The following is a 16,094-nucleotide window of genomic DNA, read 5'->3' on the forward strand; positions in this document are numbered from 1 at the left end:
AAACGATTTGAAATCATTCCAGGATAGACCACCTTTTCCTCAAGATGTGCCCGGTGAACCGGGCCGGATGGAGGAAAGATGGCCGGATACCCCGCCTGGAATCAGGAGAGCGCGCGCTCGATCATCGCGGGCCTCGCGCATCTGGAAGGCGCGACCCTGCCGATCCTGCACGCCCTGCAGGAGGAGTTCGGTCATGTCGACGCGCAGGCGGTGCCGCTGATCGCCGAGGCGCTGAACCTCTCCCGCGCCGAAATCCATGGCGCGATCTCGTTCTATCATGATTTCAGGGCCGCCCCGCCGCCGCAGCGGGTGATCAAGCTCTGCCGGGCCGAGGCCTGCCAGGCGCTCGGCTGCGAGGCGCTGGTCGAAGAGCTCGCCCATGAGCACGGCATCGCCGTCGATGGCGGGCCTGCCGACGACGCCGTGGTCGAAACGGTGTATTGTCTGGGCAATTGCGCGCTCGGGCCAGCAGCCCTGGTCGATGGCGAACTGATCGGGCGCGTCGACGCCGCCCGCATCGCCGGGCTCTGCCAGCACGGAAGGGCGCAATCATGAGCGCCGCACCCGTCAGGATCTTCGTGCCGATCGATGCGGCCGCGCTTTCGGTGGGGGCCGAGGCGGTCGCCCAGGCCGTCGCGCGCGAGGTCGGGGAGCGCGGCCTCTCCGCCGAGATCGTCCGCAACGGTTCGCGCGGCATGCTCTGGCTGGAGCCGCTGGTCGAGGTCGAGACAGCGGAAGGCCGCATCGCCTACGGGCCGGTCGCGGCAAAGGACGTGCCGGCGCTGTTCGATGCCGGGCTTGCGACAGGCGGCGCCCATCCGCTGCGCCTCGGCAAGACCGAGGAACTCGACTGGATGAAGCGCCAGCAGCGGCTGACTTTCGAGCGCGTCGGCGTCATCGACCCACTCTCGATCGCCGATTATCGCGCCCATGGCGGCTTTGCGGGCCTGCAAAAGGCGTTTTCGCTCACCGGCCAGGACATCGTGCAGACCGTCAAGGCCTCCGGCCTGCGCGGGCGCGGCGGCGCCGGCTTCCCGACCGGCATCAAATGGCAGACGGTCCACGATGCCAGGGCCGATCAGAAATACATCGTCTGCAACGCCGACGAGGGCGATAGCGGCACTTTCGCCGACCGCATGCTGTTCGAGGGCGACCCCTACCTCGTGATCGAGGGCATGGCGATCGCGGCCATCGCAGTCGGTGCGACGCGCGGCTACATCTATCTGCGCTCGGAATATCCGCACGCGTTCCGCACGCTGCAGCGCGCGATCCTCAAGGCGGAAGCGGCCGGCATGATCGGCGCCTCCGTTCTCGGCAGCGGGCACGCCTTCCATCTCGAGGTCCGGCTCGGCGCCGGCGCCTATATCTGCGGCGAGGAGACCTCGCTGCTCGAAAGCCTGGAAGGCAAGCGCGCCATCGTCCGCGCCAAGCCGCCGCTGCCCGCCTTGCAGGGCCTGTTCGGCAAGCCGACGATCGTCAACAACGTGCTCTCCTTCGCCGCCGTGCCGTGGATTCTCGACCATGGCGCGCAGGCCTATGCGGATTACGGCATGGGCCGCTCGCGCGGCACGCTGCCGATCCAGCTCGGCGGCAACGTCAGGCGCGGCGGGCTGATCGAACTCGCCTTCGGCATCTCGCTGCGCGAGATCATCGAGGATATGGGCGGCGGCACACTCTCGGGGAGGCCGATCCGGGCCGTGCAGGTCGGCGGGCCGCTCGGCGCCTACCTGACCGCCGGGCAGCTCGACGTGCAGATGGATTACGAGGCATTGGCCGCGATGCGCGCCATGCTCGGCCATGGCGGCATCGTCGTCTTCGACGACAGCGTCGACATGGCCAAACAGGCGCGCTTCGCCTTCGAATTCTGCGCCAAGGAAAGCTGCGGCAAGTGCACACCCTGCCGCATCGGCGCGACGCGCGGCGTCGAGGTGATGGACCGCATCATCGCGGGTGCCGAAGTGCCGAAGAACATTGCCGTGCTGCGCGATCTCTCGAAGCTGATGACCGACGCCTCGCTCTGCGCGATGGGCGGGCTGACGCCGATGCCGGTGATGAGCGCGCTCAACCATTTCCCCGAGGATTTCGACCGTCCTCCCAGCCCACTGCAAGAAATTGCGATGGCAGCCGAGTGAGGAGGCAGCGATGAGCCTGATCAAGGAAATCGACTACGGCACGCCGATCCGGCTTTCCGAGAAGACGGTGACGCTGACCATCGACGGCCAGAGCGTGACGGTGCCGGCCGGCACCTCGGTGATGGCTGCGGCGATGAGCCTGGGAACCAAGATCCCCAAGCTCTGCGCCACCGACTCGCTCGAACCCTTCGGCTCCTGCCGGCTCTGCCTCGTCGAGATCGAGGGGCGGCGCGGCACGCCCGCCTCCTGCACGACTCCGGCGGAAGACGGCATGGTTGTGCGCACCCAGTCGGAGAACCTGTCGGGCCTGCGCAAGGGCGTGATGGAGCTCTACATCTCCGACCATCCGCTGGACTGCCTGACCTGCTCCGCCAATGGCGATTGCGAATTGCAGGACATGGCCGGCGCCGTGGGCTTGCGCGAAGTGCGCTACGGCTACGAGGGTGAGAACCATGTCTTCGCCAAGAGCAAGGACGGCGCGGTCAACGAGAATTGGCTCGCGAAGGACACCTCCAACCCCTACTTCACCTACGACCCCTCGAAATGCATCGTCTGCAATCGCTGCGTGCGCGCCTGCGAGGAGGTGCAGGGCACCTTCGCGCTGACGATCACCGGCCGGGGCTTCGACTCGCGCGTCGCCGCGGGACCGACCGATTTCCTCGGTTCCGAATGCGTCTCCTGCGGCGCCTGCGTGCAGGCCTGCCCGACGGCGACGCTGATGGAGAACAAGGTCATCGAATACGGCCAGCCGGAGCATTCGGTGGTCACGACCTGCGCCTATTGCGGCGTCGGCTGCTCGTTCAAGGCCGAGATGCAGGGCGACCGCGTCATCCGCATGGTGCCCTACAAGGACGGCAAGGCGAATGAGGGCCATAGCTGCGTCAAGGGCCGCTTCGCCTGGGGCTACGCCACCCATACCGACCGCATGACCAAGCCGATGATCCGGGCGAAGATCACGGATCCCTGGCGCGAAGTGTCATGGGAAGAGGCGATCAATTACGCCGCTTCCGAGTTCAAGCGCATCCAGGCGAGATACGGCCGCGAGTCGGTCGGCGCCATCACCTCGTCGCGCTGCACCAACGAGGAGGTCTTCCTCGTCCAGAAGCTGGTGCGCGCCGCCTTCCGCAACAACAATGTCGATACCTGCGCCCGCGTCTGCCACTCGCCGACCGGCTATGGCCTGAGGACGACGCTCGGCACCTCGGCCGGCACGCAGGATTTCAAGTCGGTCGCCAAGTCCGACGTCATCCTGGTCATCGGCGCCAACCCGACCGACGGCCACCCGGTCTTCGCCTCGCGGATGAAGAAGCGCATCCGCCAGGGCGCAAGGCTGATCGTGGCCGATCCGCGCCGGATCGACATGGTGCAGTCGCCGCATATCAAGGCGGACTATCATCTGCCGCTGAAGCCCGGCACGAACGTCGCGCTGCTCAATGCGCTCAGCCATGTCGTCGTCACCGAAGGGCTGATCGACGAGGCCTATGTCCGCGAGCGCTGCGACCTCGGCGATTTCGAGCACTGGGCCCGCTTTGTCGCCCGCGAGGAGAATTCGCCGGAGGCGAGCGAGCAGTACACCGGCGTGCCGGCGGCCGACGTCCGCGCCGCGGCGCGGCTCTATGCGACGGGCGGCAACGGCGCGATCTATTATGGGCTCGGCGTCACCGAGCACAGCCAGGGCTCGACCACCGTGATGGCGATGGCCAACCTCGCCATGGCGACCGGCAATATCGGCCGCGACGGCGTCGGCATCAATCCGCTGCGCGGGCAGAACAATGTGCAGGGCTCCTGCGACATGGGTTCCTTCCCGCACGAGTTCTCGGGCTACCGCCACGTCTCGGACGACGCCACGAGGCAGGTCTTCGAAATGATGTGGGGCGTGCCGCTCGATGCCGAGCAGGGCCTGCGCATCCCCAACATGCTGGACGAGGCGGTCGAGGGCACGTTCAAGGGCCTCTATGTCCAGGGCGAGGACATCGCCCAGTCCGACCCCAACACCAAGCACGTCACGGCGGGGCTGGCCGCGATGGAATGCGTCGTCATCCAGGACATCTTCCTGAACGAGACGGCGAAATACGCCCATGTCTTCCTGCCGGGCGCCTCCTTCCTGGAGAAGGACGGCACCTTCACCAATGCGGAGCGCCGCATCAACCGCGTCCGGCAGGTGATGGCGCCGCTCCCCGGCAAGGACGAGTGGCAGGTCACTATCGATCTGGCGCGGGCGCTCGGCTACGAGATGTCCTACGCCCATCCCGGCGAGATCATGGATGAGATCGCTCGGCTGACGCCGAGCTTCGCCGGCGTCTCCTACGACAAGCTGGAGAAGCTCGGCTCGGTGCAGTGGCCCTGCAACGAGAAGGCGCCGACCGGCACGCCCCTGATGCATGTCGACCGCTTCGTGCGCGGCAAGGGCAAGTTCATGATCACCGAGTTCGTGCCGACGGAGGAACGCACCGGGCCCCGCTTCCCGCTGCTGCTCACCACCGGCCGCATCCTGTCGCAATACAATGTCGGCGCGCAGACGCGGCGCACCGAGAACGGCGCCTGGCATGACGAGGACGTGCTGGAGATCCACGCCTTCGACGCCGAGAGCCGCGGTATCCGCGACGGCGATCTCGTCGCGCTCGCCAGCCGTTCCGGCGACATCGCGCTCAGGGCCGTGATCTCCGAGCGCATGCAGCCGGGCGTCGTCTACACCACCTTCCACCACGCCAAGACGGGCGCCAACGTCATCACCACCGACTTCTCGGACTGGGCGACGAACTGCCCGGAATACAAGGTCACCGCCGTCGAGGTCCGGCGCACCAATGCCTGGTCCGCCTGGCAGGAGAAGAATTTCGAGGAAGACGTGACCCTGCGGCGGATCGCGGAGCGCCTGCCCGATGCCGCGGAATAACCCGCCCGCCCAGCCGCCGGCCTCGGCCGCCGTCGCGGCACAGCCGCTGCGCTTCGGCGCGGCGCGCGAGGGCGGCCGCGAGATCGAGGTCGCGGTCGAGACGCCGGTCAACATCGTCTACGGCAACATGCCCTATGCGGTAATGATGGCGAGCCCGTCCGACCTGGAGGATTTCGTCACCGGCTTCAGCCTGACCGAAGGCATCGTGCGCGGCGCCGATGAAATCCGCACTATTGCCGTCGAGCCGAAGGACGAGGGCGTCATCGTCACCGTCACGCTCGCGCCCGGCCGCTTCCGCGAGCATCTGGCGCGCCGGCGCAACCTGTCAGGCCGGACCTCCTGCGGGCTCTGCGGCGTCGAGACCATCGAGGAGATTCCGCTCGCCGATGCCGCAACGCGGGCTTCCCGTGCCGTTGCCGCCTCGGCGATCGAGACGGCGCTTGCCGCGCTCGACAAGCATCAGCCGCTCAACCAGCTCACCCGCGCCGTCCATGCCGCCGCCTGGTGTGATGCAGCCGGCACCGTCCTCGCGGTGCGCGAGGATGTCGGCCGGCACAATGCGCTCGACAAGCTGATCGGGGCGCGGCTGCGCGCCGGGGCCGATGCGGGCGACGGCTTCCTGCTCGTCACCAGCCGCGCCTCGTTCGAGATGGTCGAGAAGGCGGCGATCTTCGGCGCGGGCACGCTGGTCGCGATCTCCGCGCCGACCTCGCTCGCGATCGAGCGGGCGAAGCATCTCGGCCTGACGCTCGCCGCCGTGGCGCGCCGCGACGGCTGCATCGTCTTCGCCGGCGCGCTCGCGCCCGAGCCGGAGACCATCGCCCGATGACGGAGGCTAGGCTGACCGAAGGGCACGACGCGGCCGATCACCACGAGGACAACGTCGCGAAGCTCCGGCGCATGGCCGGCCAGATCGCCGACTTCTTCAAGGTCTATCCGGAGGAGGAGGCTGGCGCCTCCGTCGCCGATCACATCAACCAGTTCTGGACGGCGCGGATGCGCGGGGATTTCCTCGCCGCCTTCGCCGCACGTCCGGAGGACCTCCCGCCCCTTTTGCGGCGCGTGCTGCCGCGGATCAAGCCGGGGCGCGGCGGTTAGCAGGCCAGGCGCGGCCCTTCGGGCGGCGCGGAGATTGCAACGAGCCGGGAACCTACCCGGCCCGACAGCGAAGCTTTGGGGAAAGGAAACGGGGAATGAGCATCGCACAGGATATCGGTCAGGTCGGAGGCGGCGTCGGCCTGCTCGACCGTGAACGGACCATCGCCAAACCGAGCTTCAACCGCTGGCTCGTGCCGCCGGCGGCCTTGTGCATCCATCTGTGCATCGGCATGGCCTATGGCTTCTCGGTGTTCTGGCTGCCGCTGAGCCAGGCGATCGGCATCACCAAGCCCGTCGCCTGCGCGGCGGATGTCGGCCTGATCGGCTCGCTGTTCACGACAGCCTGCGACTGGAAGGTCGCCGATCTCGGCTGGATGTACACGCTGTTCTTCGTCTTCCTCGGCTCCTCCGCGGCAATCTGGGGCGGCTGGCTCGAGCGCGTCGGCCCGCGCAAGGCGGCCTTCGTCTCGACTTTGTGCTGGTGCGGCGGCCTGCTGATCTCGGCGCTCGGCGTCTACTGGCACCAGCTCTGGCTGATGTGGCTGGGCTCCGGCGTGATCGGCGGCATCGGGCTTGGTCTCGGCTACATCTCGCCGGTCTCGACGCTGGTGAAGTGGTTCCCGGACCGGCGCGGCATGGCGACGGGCATGGCGATCATGGGCTTCGGCGGCGGCGCGATGATCGGCTCCCCGCTCGCCGACATGCTGATGAACACCTTCAAGACCCCGGCCTCGGTCGGCGTCTGGCAGACCTTCGTCGCCATGGCCGCGATCTACTTCGTCTTCATGATGGCCGGCACCTTCGGCTACCGCGTGCCGCCGGCCAACTGGCGCCCCGACGGCTGGACCCCGCCGGCGACCCAGAACGCCATGATCACGTCGGGCCATGTCCATCTCCAGAACGCGCACAAGACCAAGCAGTTCTGGCTGATCTGGGCGGTGCTCTGCCTCAACGTCTCCGCCGGCATCGGCGTGCTCGGCATGGCCTCGCCGATGCTGCAGGAGATCTTCGCGGGCTCCCTGATCGGCAAGCCCGAGATCGGCTTCGCCGCGCTCGACGCCGGGCAGAAGACGCAGATCGCCACGATCGCGGCGGCCTTCGTCGGCCTGCTCTCGCTGTTCAACATCGTCGGCCGCTTCTTCTGGGCCTCGCTGTCGGACAAGCTCGGCCGCAAGCTGACCTATGCGACCTTCTTCGGGCTCGGCATCCTGCTCTATGCGCTCTCGCCCTGGGCGGCGCATGCGGGGTCGCTGGCGCTGTTCGTCGGCTTCTTCTGCATCATCCTGTCGATGTATGGCGGCGGCTTCGCGACGGTGCCGGCCTATCTCGCCGACATGTTCGGCACGCAGTTCGTCGGCGCCATCCATGGCCGCCTGCTGACGGCGTGGTCGACCGCCGGCATCATCGGCCCTGTGGTGGTGAACTACATCCGCGAGGCGCAGATCAATGCCGGCGTGCCGCGCGCGCAGGTCTATGACCGCACCATGTACATCCTCGCGGGCATGCTGGTGCTGGGCTTCCTCTGCAACCTGCTGGTCCGGCCCGTCGCCACGAAGTGGTTCATGAAGGATGCCGAGGTCGCCGCCCTGCAGGCGCGGTCGGCCAATGCCAGCGCGACCACCCATTACGGTTCGCACGGCATCGGCAAGGGCGGGCTCAACGGCGGCGCCCTGCTCGCCTGGGCGGTGGTCGGCCTGCCGATCGCCTGGGGCGTCTGGATCACGCTGTCGAAGTCGCTGGCGCTGTTCCGCTGAGCACAGCGCGACACTGGACCGTGTTGATTGTCCACGAACCCCCCGCGTCATCCCGGACAAGCCGCGCAGCGGCGCTGATCCGGGATCCATCGTAGAGCTCCGCGACCCGTCGATGGATCCCGGGGGAAGCCCGGGATGACGACGTGGTTCCGAGAAAAATCAGCACGCTCCAATCTATACTGGGGCCCGCATCGAGCGATCGGTGCGGGCTTTCTCCATGGCCGCAAAGCGTTCGGCCTTGGGGAGACCGCGCCTATTTCAGCGACAAGGCTACCGATCCGGCGATCGGGTCGGTGACGCCGAGGCCGCCTCCCAAATCGTCGAGCGTCTGACGGAAGCTATTGAGCGTGGCGATCATCTGCGGACGGGCCTCCGCCAGCGCCTCGACGCTCTCCCATTCGGCGATAATGCAGTAGCGCCCATCTCCGGCCCCAATGATGTTCGCATGCCGCAGGCCCGGCCAGTCCGCGGCGACATTGCGATGAGCATCGAGAAAGGCGGTCTCCATCCCCGGCTTTACCTTGAAGCGAACGGCATTGAATGCGGTCATGGCAGCCTCCAGCGTTCGGGACCATGACCTTACGGCAATCCAGCCTGCTTGTCCTCCTGACTAGCGGGCACCGGTGAACCCGACTCGCCTTGGGCCGTTGTGAAAGGGTAGCGTTCCAAGCGCAGCATACCCATCCGAACCAGAACAGGAGACGGCGTCATGGCGATCAACAAGACAGGCTCGGCCCATTGGGAAGGTGGCATCAAGGATGGCAAGGGCTCGATCTCGACCGAGACCGGCGCGCTCAGCGCCTATCCTTACGGCTTTTCCAGCCGCTTCGAGGGCAAGCCCGGCAGCAACCCCGAGGAGCTGATCGGCGCTGCACATGCCGCCTGCTTCACCATGGCGCTCTCGCTGATCCTGGGCGAGGCCAATCTCAAGGCCGACGCGCTCGACACCACGGCGCGGGTGACGCTCGACAAGCTCGATGACGGCTATGCCATCACCGCGATCCATCTAACGCTGAAGGCCAAGGTGCCCGGCACCGACCAGGCGACCTTCCAGTCGCTGGCCGACAAGGCCAAGGCCGGCTGCCCGGTCTCGAAGCTGTTCAAGGCGCCGATCACGCTCGAAGCGACACTGGTGGGCTAAGCCTGCTGGCTTCTGACGGAAACAGGGCGTCATCCCGGACAAGCTGCGAAGCAGCGCCGATCCGGGATCCATCGTAGAGCTCCAGGGCCCTCCAATGGATCCCGGCTCAAGGCCGGGATGACGCAGCGGTCCCGAGGATAGTCAGAATGCTCACGCCTCAGGCGAAGTGGCAGGACACCTCGACACCGCCCATCGGCCGCAGTTCCGGCGGCTCGATGCGGCAGCGATCGGCGGCGAGCGAGCAGCGCGGGTTGAAGCTGCAGCCGGGCGGCGGGTTGATCGGGCTGGGCACCTCGCCCGACATCGGCCGGCGCTCCCGGTTCGGCCGTTCGACATCGGGAATCGTGTCGAGCAGCAGCCGCGTATAGGGGTGGCGCGGCCGGGTGAAGACCTCCTCGGCCGGCCCCGCCTCGACGAAACGTCCGAGATACATGATGGCGAGATCGTCCGACATGTGACGGACGACCGAGAGGTTGTGGCTGATGAAGAGATAGGTCAGCCCGAATTCCTTCTGGAGCCGGACCATCAGGTTGAGGATCTGGGCCTGGACGGAGACATCCAGCGCCGAGGTCGGCTCGTCGCAGACGAGGAAGTCGGCCTCGGTCGCGAGCGCTCGCGCGATCGAGATGCGCTGGCGCTGGCCGCCGGAGAAGGCGTGCGGGTATCGGCTCGCATCGGTGCGCGAGAGGCCGACGACCTCCAGAAGGTCTCCGACGCGCTGCTGCGTGCTCTCGGTGTCCGGCCGCAGCTTCAATTCGCGGATCGGCTCGGCGATGATGTCGCCGACGCGCCAGCGCGGATTGAGCGAGGCATAGGGGTCCTGGAAGATCATCTGCACGCGCGGCGGGCCGAACGACCCATCGGCGCGGCGGATGTCGCGGAAATCGAGCATGCCCTGGGTCGGCCGCTGCAGGCCCACGACCATGCGCGCCAAAGTCGATTTCCCGCAGCCGGATTCGCCGACGATGCTGAAGGTGGTGCCGCGCTTGACCGTGAAGGAGACATTCTCGACCGCGCGCAGGATGCGGCGGGGCTCCTTGGAGAACAGGCGTGACAGCGCCGGCGCCGAAACGTCGAAGCGGCAGGAGGCGGAGGCAACATCGAGGATGATGTCGCCGCCGGGCGCCGTATCGATCATGGCCGGCTGCGGCATGGCCTCACCCCGCGTGAGCGTCGTCACGGTATCACGCATGCACGGCCTCCTTCAGCGGGAAATGGCAGGCGGCGGCATGGCTCGACACGGGCAGCCCGGGCTTGTGATCCCGGCAGAACGGCTCGACCCGGCCGCAGCGCGGATTGAAGGCGCAGCCGGAGGGGATTGCGTTGAGGCGCGGCATGGCGCCGTCGATCTGGTTGAGATGCTCGTGGCGGACATGGACGCTCGGGATCGAGGCCATCAGCCCGGCGGTGTAGGGATGGTGCGGCCGGCGCGTCACTTCTTCGACCGGGCCGATCTCGACGACGCGGCCGGCATACATCACCGCGACGCGGTCGGCCGTCTCCGCGATGACACCCATGTCGTGCGTGACCAGCATGATCGCCGTGCCGTGCTCGCGGCAGAGCCGCTTCAGCAAGGTGGTGATCTGCGCCTGAATGGAGACGTCGAGCGCGGTCGTCGGCTCATCGGCGATGATCAGCGAAGGCTCGGCGCAGAGCGCGAGCGCGATGACGACGCGCTGGCGCATGCCGCCGGAAAACTGATGCGGGTAGCTGTCGATGCGCGACTCGGCCGCGGGGATGCCGACCTCCTTCAACAGGTCGAGCGCACGCTTGCGCGCCTCCGCCCTGCTCACCGGCAGATGGGTCAGGATCGTCTCGACGATCTGGTCGCCGACCTTGAGCAGCGGATGCAGCGAGGTCAGCGGGTCCTGGAAGATCGCGCCGATGCGCCGGCCGCGCAGCCTGCGCATCGCCTCCGCCGGGAGGTTGTCGATGCGCTGCCCGGAGAGGTAGATCTCGCCGCCGGCAATGCGCCCCGGCGGATCGAGCAGGCCGATCACCGCCGTGCCGGTCAGCGACTTGCCGGCGCCGGACTCGCCGACCACGCCGAGGATCTCGCCCGGCGCGATGTCGAAGGAGACGCCGTCCAGCGCCGTCAACGCGCCGTGGCGGCCGTCGAAGACGATGCGCAGGTCGCGCACCGACAGAAGAGGCGCTGCGGCGGGAGCGGTCATGCAAGGACCTCGCTGCGTTCGATCGCGTAGCTCGACGAGAAGATTTCGCTCATCGGCGGGTGGCCCAGGGTGCGCTCGGGATAGCGCGCCATCACGCCCTCGAACTGCTTCTGGGCACGGGCGTTGTCGGCCGCCTCGTCCTGCGCCGGGATGGTCCGGTTTTCCATGACGAAGCGCCCGTCGATCACCACCGTCGAGAAATCGCGGCCATGGCCGGTCAGCATCATCGTCTGGATGGGATCGATGACCTGCCCGCTATGCGGCCGGTCGAGATCGAAGACGGTGATGTCGGCCCGCGCGCCGGGCTGGAGGCGGCCGAGATCGGGCCGCTGCAGCGCGTCGGCGCCGCCGGTGGTCGCGGCGTCGTAATAATCCTCGGAGCGGACGGCGGCGACATTGCCGGCCATGGTGCGGGCGAGGATCATGCCGGTCTGCAGGTTCATCACCATGTCGGGCGGGCTCGTATCCGTGCCCATGGCGATATTGAGCCCCATGGCGCGGTAGCGGCCGAAATGATCGATGGCATTGCCGTGCCGCCCGGAGACCAGCGGGCAATGGACGATGCTCGCGCCGGAATCGCGGATGATATCGAGGTCGCGGCCTGGCCGGTCGATCAGCCGGCTACCGGAGACGACAGTGCCGTGTGGCAACAGGCAGCGCTCGTTGAGGAAGCCGAGGCTCTCCAGCCATTCCGGCGGGCTCATGCCGTGCTGGGCGAGGACAAGGTCGTATTCGATCTTCGACTGGCAGCAATGCAGCCGAACGGGAACGTCGAGCTCGCGCGAGGCCGCCGCCGTCCGGCGCAGCAGCTCGGCCGTCGAGGTCTCGATGCGATCCGGCGCGAACATCGCGCGGATCAGTCCGCCGGCCACGCCCTCATGGTGCTTGGCGAAGTCGATGGCGGCGTCGAGCTCCGCGAGGCCGCGCGCCTCGTCGTAATAGGTAACGACGCGACCATCGGCCTCGACGAGCTGGTTTCCGGCGCGATAGGCCGGGCCGAGATAGGCGCGCAGGCCGAGATCGGCAGCAGCCTCCGCCGCATCCTCGAATTCCTGCACCGTCTCGCCCCAGGCGCGGTAGAACAGCGAGGCGATCGGCAGCGCCGTGGTGATGCCGTTGCGGATCAGCTGAGAGAAAGCGTAGCGCTTCTGGAAGGCCAGCTCCTCGCGCGTGTACATCTCGTAGGGACCGGCATCGAGATAGCTGCGCGGCCAGACGCGGCCCTTCTTCCAGGCCGGCTGGTTGTCATAGGCGAGGATGGTGGTGTCGAGGTCGGAGAGCGCGTCGCAATCGACGAAGCCCGGCCCGACCAGCGCATTGCCGTAATCGATGCGCCTGGCGACCTCGCCCGGGAAGCCGTGGCCTACGAAGACGATCTCACCGTTCTCGAAGACGACCTCGCCGTCTTCGTAGAGCCGGTGGCGGCCATCCTTGTGGCCGACGACCCAGCGCGCGGTCATCAGGATGCGGCCCTCGGGCCGCCTGGCTGCCTGCAGGCTCACGGAGCGGTCCTCACCGAGACGCCGTCGCGTGCGACGATCCGGCCGCGCTTGACCACGCGGCGCTTGGGCGAGCGGGTGACGATCAGCTCCGCCAGCGTCTCGCCCGGCATGACAACGAAATCAGCCGCCTTGCCTTCGGCGAGCCCATAATCGGCGATCTCCATCACCTTGGCGCCTTCGGTGGTGCAGACGTCCAGGCCGAGCTTGAGCTCGTCATCGCGGCGGAAATTGTTGCGCAGGCCGATAAACATGGCGCGCTCGACCATGTCGGCATTGCCGTAGGGGCCCCAGGTGTCGCGGATGCCATCGGAACCCGAGCAGACGCGCACGCCGGCCTCCAGCAGCTTCTTGACCGGGGGCGCCGCGCTGCGCGACGGAGCCGTCGTCATGATCGCGATGTCGAGTTCGGCGAGTTGCGCGATCAGCGGGTCGACCAGCGCCGCATCGGGCGATCCCAGGCAGAAGGCGTGGCTGATCGTGACCTTGCCGTTCATGCCGAGCGCGCGGGTGCGCTCGATGATCAGGTCCATCGAGAAGGCGCCCATCTCGCCGGGCTCGTGCAGGTGGATGTCGAGCGGCTTGCCGTAGCTCTGGCAGAGCGCGAAGACCGCATCGAGATGGCCCTTCGGGTCGCGGTCGATGCCGCAAGGGTCGAGCCCGCCGACGATCTCGCAGCCCGCCTTCATCGCCTGGTCCATCAGCTCCAGCGTGCCGGGGCGGCGCAGCAGGCCGGATTGCGGGAAGGCGACCAGCTCGATGTCGACGATGTCTCGGTAGGCATCGCGGGTCTGCATCACGCCCTCGACGCCCCAGAGCCCGAGATCGGTATCGACATCGACATGGCTGCGGATATGGGTCGTGCCCATCAGGGAGGATTGGATGGTCTGGCGCGCCGACTGGCGGGCCGGATCGATGTCGAGGCGCTTCTTGTTCAGGCGCTCGTTGTCGATCTTGTCGAGCAGCTTCGGGCCGACCTCATTGACGTACCAGGGCTGGCCCCAGAGGCTCTTGTCGAGATGGGTATGCGCCTCGACGAGGCCGGGGATGACGATCTCGCCGCGTCCGTCCTCCACCGCGACGCCGGCGGGGGCTGTCAGGTTTGCTCCGACCCGAGCGATCTTGCCGTTTTCGATCAGCATATCGGTGGCGGGGCCGGCATGGGGACGGACATTGCGCAGCAGCAGGGAGGCGGTCATCGCAGGCTTTTCCTCGTGATCTCGTTCTTTGGCCGTGGGCACACGCCGTCATTCCGGGGCGCTGCGCAGCAGCGAGCCCGGAACCCATGAACACAGGTGGCCTTTGTTGGGGCACGACGATGCGCGCGCCTCTTTGAGCAACTCCGGTGTTCATGGGTTCCGGGCTCAGGCCTGCGGCCTGCCCCGGAATGACGGCGTGGTTCGAGAGCGGGCATCATCACCGCAGCTTCGGGTTCAGCGCGTCGCGCAGCCAGTCGCCGAGCAGGTTGACCGAGAGCACGATCAGCCCGAGCTGCAGCGAGGGGAAGACGACGAGCCACCAGGAGCCGGAGAACAGGTACTGGTTGCCGATGCGGATCAGCGTGCCCAGCGAAGGCTGGGTGATCGGCATGCCGACGCCGAGGAAGGACAGCGTCGCCTCAGAGAGGATGGCGAGGCCGAGATTGAGCGTGGCCGAGACCAGCACCGGCGTCATCGTGTTGGGCAGGATATGGCGGCCCATGATGCGGGTGGCGGGCACGCGGATGATCCGGGCGGCCAGCACATATTCCTTGCGGCGCTCGACCATGGTGAGCGCGCGCACGGTGCGGGCGTACTGCACCCAGCTCGTCAGCGCGATCGAGAGCACGAGCACCACGGCGGCGAAGGGCTCGCGCAGGGCCGGCGGCAGCATCTCGCGGAAGATCGCGGAGACCAGGATCGCCATCAGCAGCGTCGGGATCGAGAGCACGGTGTCGCCGAGGCGCATCAGCAGGTTGTCGACGCGCCCGCCATAGAAGCCGGCGCAAAGCCCGATCGAGACGCCGACCAGCATCGACACGACGACGGCGGAGAAGCCGATGATCAGCGAGATGCGCGAGCCGTAGAGGATGGCGGAGAGCACGTCGCGGCCCTGCGGATCGGTGCCGAGCAGGAAGGGCCACTCGCCGCCCTCCTGCCAGATCGGCGGGATTTCGGCCTTATCGATGAAGATCTGCGTGAGGTCGTAGGGATTCTGCGGCGCGATCAGCGGTGCGAAGAGCGCGCTCAGCACCAGCAGCGCCAGCACCAGCGCCGAGAGCCAGGCGACCGGGGTGTGGCAGAAGCTCCAGCCGATGTCGCTGTCGAGGAAACGGCGCAGGCGGCCGGGTTTCTTGACGATGTCAGCGGGCCGGGTCTTCTCAACGAGCATTGACGCCTCCCGTGAGCGCGTCCTCGCGCAGGCGCGGATCGATCCAGGCATAGGTCAGGTCGACCAGCGTGTTGAGCGTGACGAAGATGAAGGAGACGACGATCAGATAGGCCGCCATCACCGGGATATCGACGAAGGTCACGGCCTGGACGAAGAGCATGCCCATGCCCGGCCACTGGAACACGGTCTCGGTCACCAGCGCGAAGGCGATGAGGTTGCCGATCTGCAGGCCGGTGACGGTGATGACCGGCATCAGGCAGTTGCGCAGCGCGTGGCCGAAATGGACGGCGCGGGACGGCAGGCCGCGCGCCCTGGCGAAGCGGATGAAATCGGTGCGCATCGTCTCCAGCATCTCGGCGCGCACGAGGCGCATCACCAGCGTGATCTGGAAGAGCGAGAGCGTGATGCCGGGCAGGACCAACGCCTTGCGGCCGGACGATGTCAGGAAGCCGGTGCTCCACCAGCCGAGCTGGACGACCTCGCCGCGCCCGAAGGCCGGCAGCCATTGCAGCGAGACCGAGAAGACGAGGATGAAGAGGATGCCGAGCGCGAAGCTCGGCAAGGAGACGCCGAGCACCGAGATGAACTGCAGCGCCTTGGCAAGCCAGCTGTCGCGTCGGATCGCGGTGTAGACGCCGAGCGGAATGCCGATGGCGAGCGAGAGGAAGGTGGCGACCAGCACGAGCTCGAAGGTCGCCGGGAAGCGTTCCGAGATCAGCGTGAAGACGTCCTGCTGGTTGCGGTAGGAAATGCCGAAATCGCCCCGCGCGGCATTGCCGACGAAGGTCGCGAACTGCATCACGAAGCCCTTGTCGAGCCCGAGCCGGGTCCGCAGCTCGTCGCGCTGCTGCTGGCTCGCCTGCTCGTTCAGCATCAGCTCGACGGGATCGCCGACGAAGCGGAAGATCAGGAAGGCGAGGAAGGCCACCGCCAGCATGACGCCGGCGGCGTTGAGCAGTCGCTTGAAGAGGAAGGCCGGCATCGGGTGGGCTCCTGTTCCCCTGCCGTCATTCCCGGGCTTCGCAAAGCGAAG

14 protein-coding genes are annotated in these 16,094 nt (G+C 67.4%); 7 read left to right on the forward strand and 7 right to left on the reverse strand.

Annotation, left to right across the window (positions count from 1 at the left end; translation table 11 throughout):
* Window positions 1-78: 78 nt before the first annotated feature.
* From AC2FAN_RS06680 to AC2FAN_RS06705, 6 genes are all read left to right on the forward strand, one after another.
* On the forward strand, window positions 79-555 hold the full coding sequence (locus AC2FAN_RS06680; RefSeq protein ID WP_476806248.1) for an NAD(P)H-dependent oxidoreductase subunit E: 477 nt from the start codon (window positions 79-81) through the stop codon (window positions 553-555).
* Window positions 552-2,132, forward strand: coding sequence for a formate dehydrogenase beta subunit (locus tag AC2FAN_RS06685; protein ID WP_485173163.1), 1,581 nt, complete (start codon window positions 552-554; stop codon window positions 2,130-2,132). The genes AC2FAN_RS06680 and AC2FAN_RS06685 overlap by 4 nt, the downstream gene beginning before the upstream one ends.
* 10 nt (window positions 2,133-2,142) lie before the next feature.
* Window positions 2,143-5,025, forward strand: a complete 2,883-nt coding sequence (gene fdhF, locus AC2FAN_RS06690) for a formate dehydrogenase subunit alpha (RefSeq protein ID WP_485173164.1) — start codon at window positions 2,143-2,145, stop codon at window positions 5,023-5,025.
* Window positions 5,012-5,854: a formate dehydrogenase accessory sulfurtransferase FdhD gene (gene fdhD / locus AC2FAN_RS06695; RefSeq protein ID WP_485173165.1), complete on the forward strand. Its 843-nt coding sequence runs from the start codon at window positions 5,012-5,014 to the stop codon at window positions 5,852-5,854. The genes fdhF and fdhD overlap by 14 nt, the downstream gene beginning before the upstream one ends.
* Window positions 5,851-6,123: a formate dehydrogenase subunit delta gene (locus AC2FAN_RS06700; RefSeq protein ID WP_485173166.1), complete on the forward strand. Its 273-nt coding sequence runs from the start codon at window positions 5,851-5,853 to the stop codon at window positions 6,121-6,123. The genes fdhD and AC2FAN_RS06700 overlap by 4 nt, the downstream gene beginning before the upstream one ends.
* Window positions 6,124-6,218: 95 nt before the next feature.
* On the forward strand, window positions 6,219-7,877 hold the full coding sequence (locus tag AC2FAN_RS06705) for an OFA family MFS transporter (RefSeq protein ID WP_485173167.1): 1,659 nt from the start codon (window positions 6,219-6,221) through the stop codon (window positions 7,875-7,877).
* Between the two features lie 253 nt (window positions 7,878-8,130).
* On the opposite strand, the gene AC2FAN_RS06710 is transcribed toward AC2FAN_RS06705, so the two are convergent.
* Entirely contained in the window at window positions 8,131-8,427 is a 297-nt protein-coding gene (locus AC2FAN_RS06710; RefSeq protein WP_265051645.1) for an antibiotic biosynthesis monooxygenase family protein, read from the reverse strand.
* Between the two features lie 159 nt (window positions 8,428-8,586).
* On the opposite strand from AC2FAN_RS06710, the gene AC2FAN_RS06715 reads away from it, so the two are divergent.
* Window positions 8,587-9,018, forward strand: coding sequence for an OsmC family protein (locus AC2FAN_RS06715; RefSeq protein ID WP_265051644.1), 432 nt, complete (start codon window positions 8,587-8,589; stop codon window positions 9,016-9,018).
* Between the two features lie 157 nt (window positions 9,019-9,175).
* Here the strand turns inward: AC2FAN_RS06715 and AC2FAN_RS06720 are convergent, their stop codons facing one another.
* The 6 genes from AC2FAN_RS06720 to AC2FAN_RS06745 form a co-directional block, all read right to left on the reverse strand.
* Complete coding sequence (locus AC2FAN_RS06720) at window positions 9,176-10,156, reverse strand: ABC transporter ATP-binding protein (protein WP_485173722.1); 981 nt, start codon at window positions 10,154-10,156, stop codon at window positions 9,176-9,178.
* Window positions 10,157-10,202: 46 nt separating this feature from the next.
* Complete coding sequence (locus AC2FAN_RS06725) at window positions 10,203-11,192, reverse strand: ABC transporter ATP-binding protein (RefSeq protein WP_485173168.1); 990 nt, start codon at window positions 11,190-11,192, stop codon at window positions 10,203-10,205.
* The gene (locus AC2FAN_RS06730; protein ID WP_485173724.1) at window positions 11,189-12,652 is read right to left on the reverse strand and encodes an amidohydrolase family protein; all 1,464 of its coding nucleotides are present in this window, start codon (window positions 12,650-12,652) and stop codon (window positions 11,189-11,191) included. The genes AC2FAN_RS06725 and AC2FAN_RS06730 overlap by 4 nt, the downstream gene beginning before the upstream one ends.
* 38 nt (window positions 12,653-12,690) lie before the next feature.
* Complete coding sequence (locus AC2FAN_RS06735; RefSeq protein WP_485173169.1) at window positions 12,691-13,890, reverse strand: amidohydrolase family protein; 1,200 nt, start codon at window positions 13,888-13,890, stop codon at window positions 12,691-12,693.
* A 217-nt stretch (window positions 13,891-14,107) separates the two neighbouring features.
* On the reverse strand, window positions 14,108-15,061 hold the full coding sequence (locus AC2FAN_RS06740) for an ABC transporter permease (protein ID WP_265051641.1): 954 nt from the start codon (window positions 15,059-15,061) through the stop codon (window positions 14,108-14,110).
* Window positions 15,051-16,043, reverse strand: coding sequence for an ABC transporter permease (locus AC2FAN_RS06745; protein WP_485173170.1), 993 nt, complete (start codon window positions 16,041-16,043; stop codon window positions 15,051-15,053). Before AC2FAN_RS06745 ends, AC2FAN_RS06740 begins: the two co-directional genes overlap by 11 nt.
* Window positions 16,044-16,094: the final 51 nt, after the last annotated feature.

The sequence above is a fragment of the Allobosea sp. RIT-PG3_2 genome, from assembly GCF_057321085.1.

Coding starts and splice junctions, on each gene's coding strand:
- AC2FAN_RS06680 (WP_476806248.1), top strand. CDS start 79: ATGGCCGGATACCCCGCCTGGAATCAGGAGAGCGCGCGCTCGATCATC.
- AC2FAN_RS06685 (WP_485173163.1), top strand. CDS start 552: ATGAGCGCCGCACCCGTCAGGATCTTCGTGCCGATCGATGCGGCCGCG.
- fdhF (WP_485173164.1), top strand. CDS start 2,143: ATGAGCCTGATCAAGGAAATCGACTACGGCACGCCGATCCGGCTTTCC.
- fdhD (WP_485173165.1), top strand. CDS start 5,012: ATGCCGCGGAATAACCCGCCCGCCCAGCCGCCGGCCTCGGCCGCCGTC.
- AC2FAN_RS06700 (WP_485173166.1), top strand. CDS start 5,851: ATGACGGAGGCTAGGCTGACCGAAGGGCACGACGCGGCCGATCACCAC.
- AC2FAN_RS06705 (WP_485173167.1), top strand. CDS start 6,219: ATGAGCATCGCACAGGATATCGGTCAGGTCGGAGGCGGCGTCGGCCTG.
- AC2FAN_RS06710 (WP_265051645.1), bottom strand. CDS start 8,427: ATGACCGCATTCAATGCCGTTCGCTTCAAGGTAAAGCCGGGGATGGAG.
- AC2FAN_RS06715 (WP_265051644.1), top strand. CDS start 8,587: ATGGCGATCAACAAGACAGGCTCGGCCCATTGGGAAGGTGGCATCAAG.
- AC2FAN_RS06720 (WP_485173722.1), bottom strand. CDS start 10,156: ATGATCGATACGGCGCCCGGCGGCGACATCATCCTCGATGTTGCCTCC.
- AC2FAN_RS06725 (WP_485173168.1), bottom strand. CDS start 11,192: ATGACCGCTCCCGCCGCAGCGCCTCTTCTGTCGGTGCGCGACCTGCGC.
- AC2FAN_RS06730 (WP_485173724.1), bottom strand. CDS start 12,652: ATGACCGCGCGCTGGGTCGTCGGCCACAAGGATGGCCGCCACCGGCTC.
- AC2FAN_RS06735 (WP_485173169.1), bottom strand. CDS start 13,890: ATGACCGCCTCCCTGCTGCTGCGCAATGTCCGTCCCCATGCCGGCCCC.
- AC2FAN_RS06740 (WP_265051641.1), bottom strand. CDS start 15,061: ATGCTCGTTGAGAAGACCCGGCCCGCTGACATCGTCAAGAAACCCGGC.
- AC2FAN_RS06745 (WP_485173170.1), bottom strand. CDS start 16,043: ATGCCGGCCTTCCTCTTCAAGCGACTGCTCAACGCCGCCGGCGTCATG.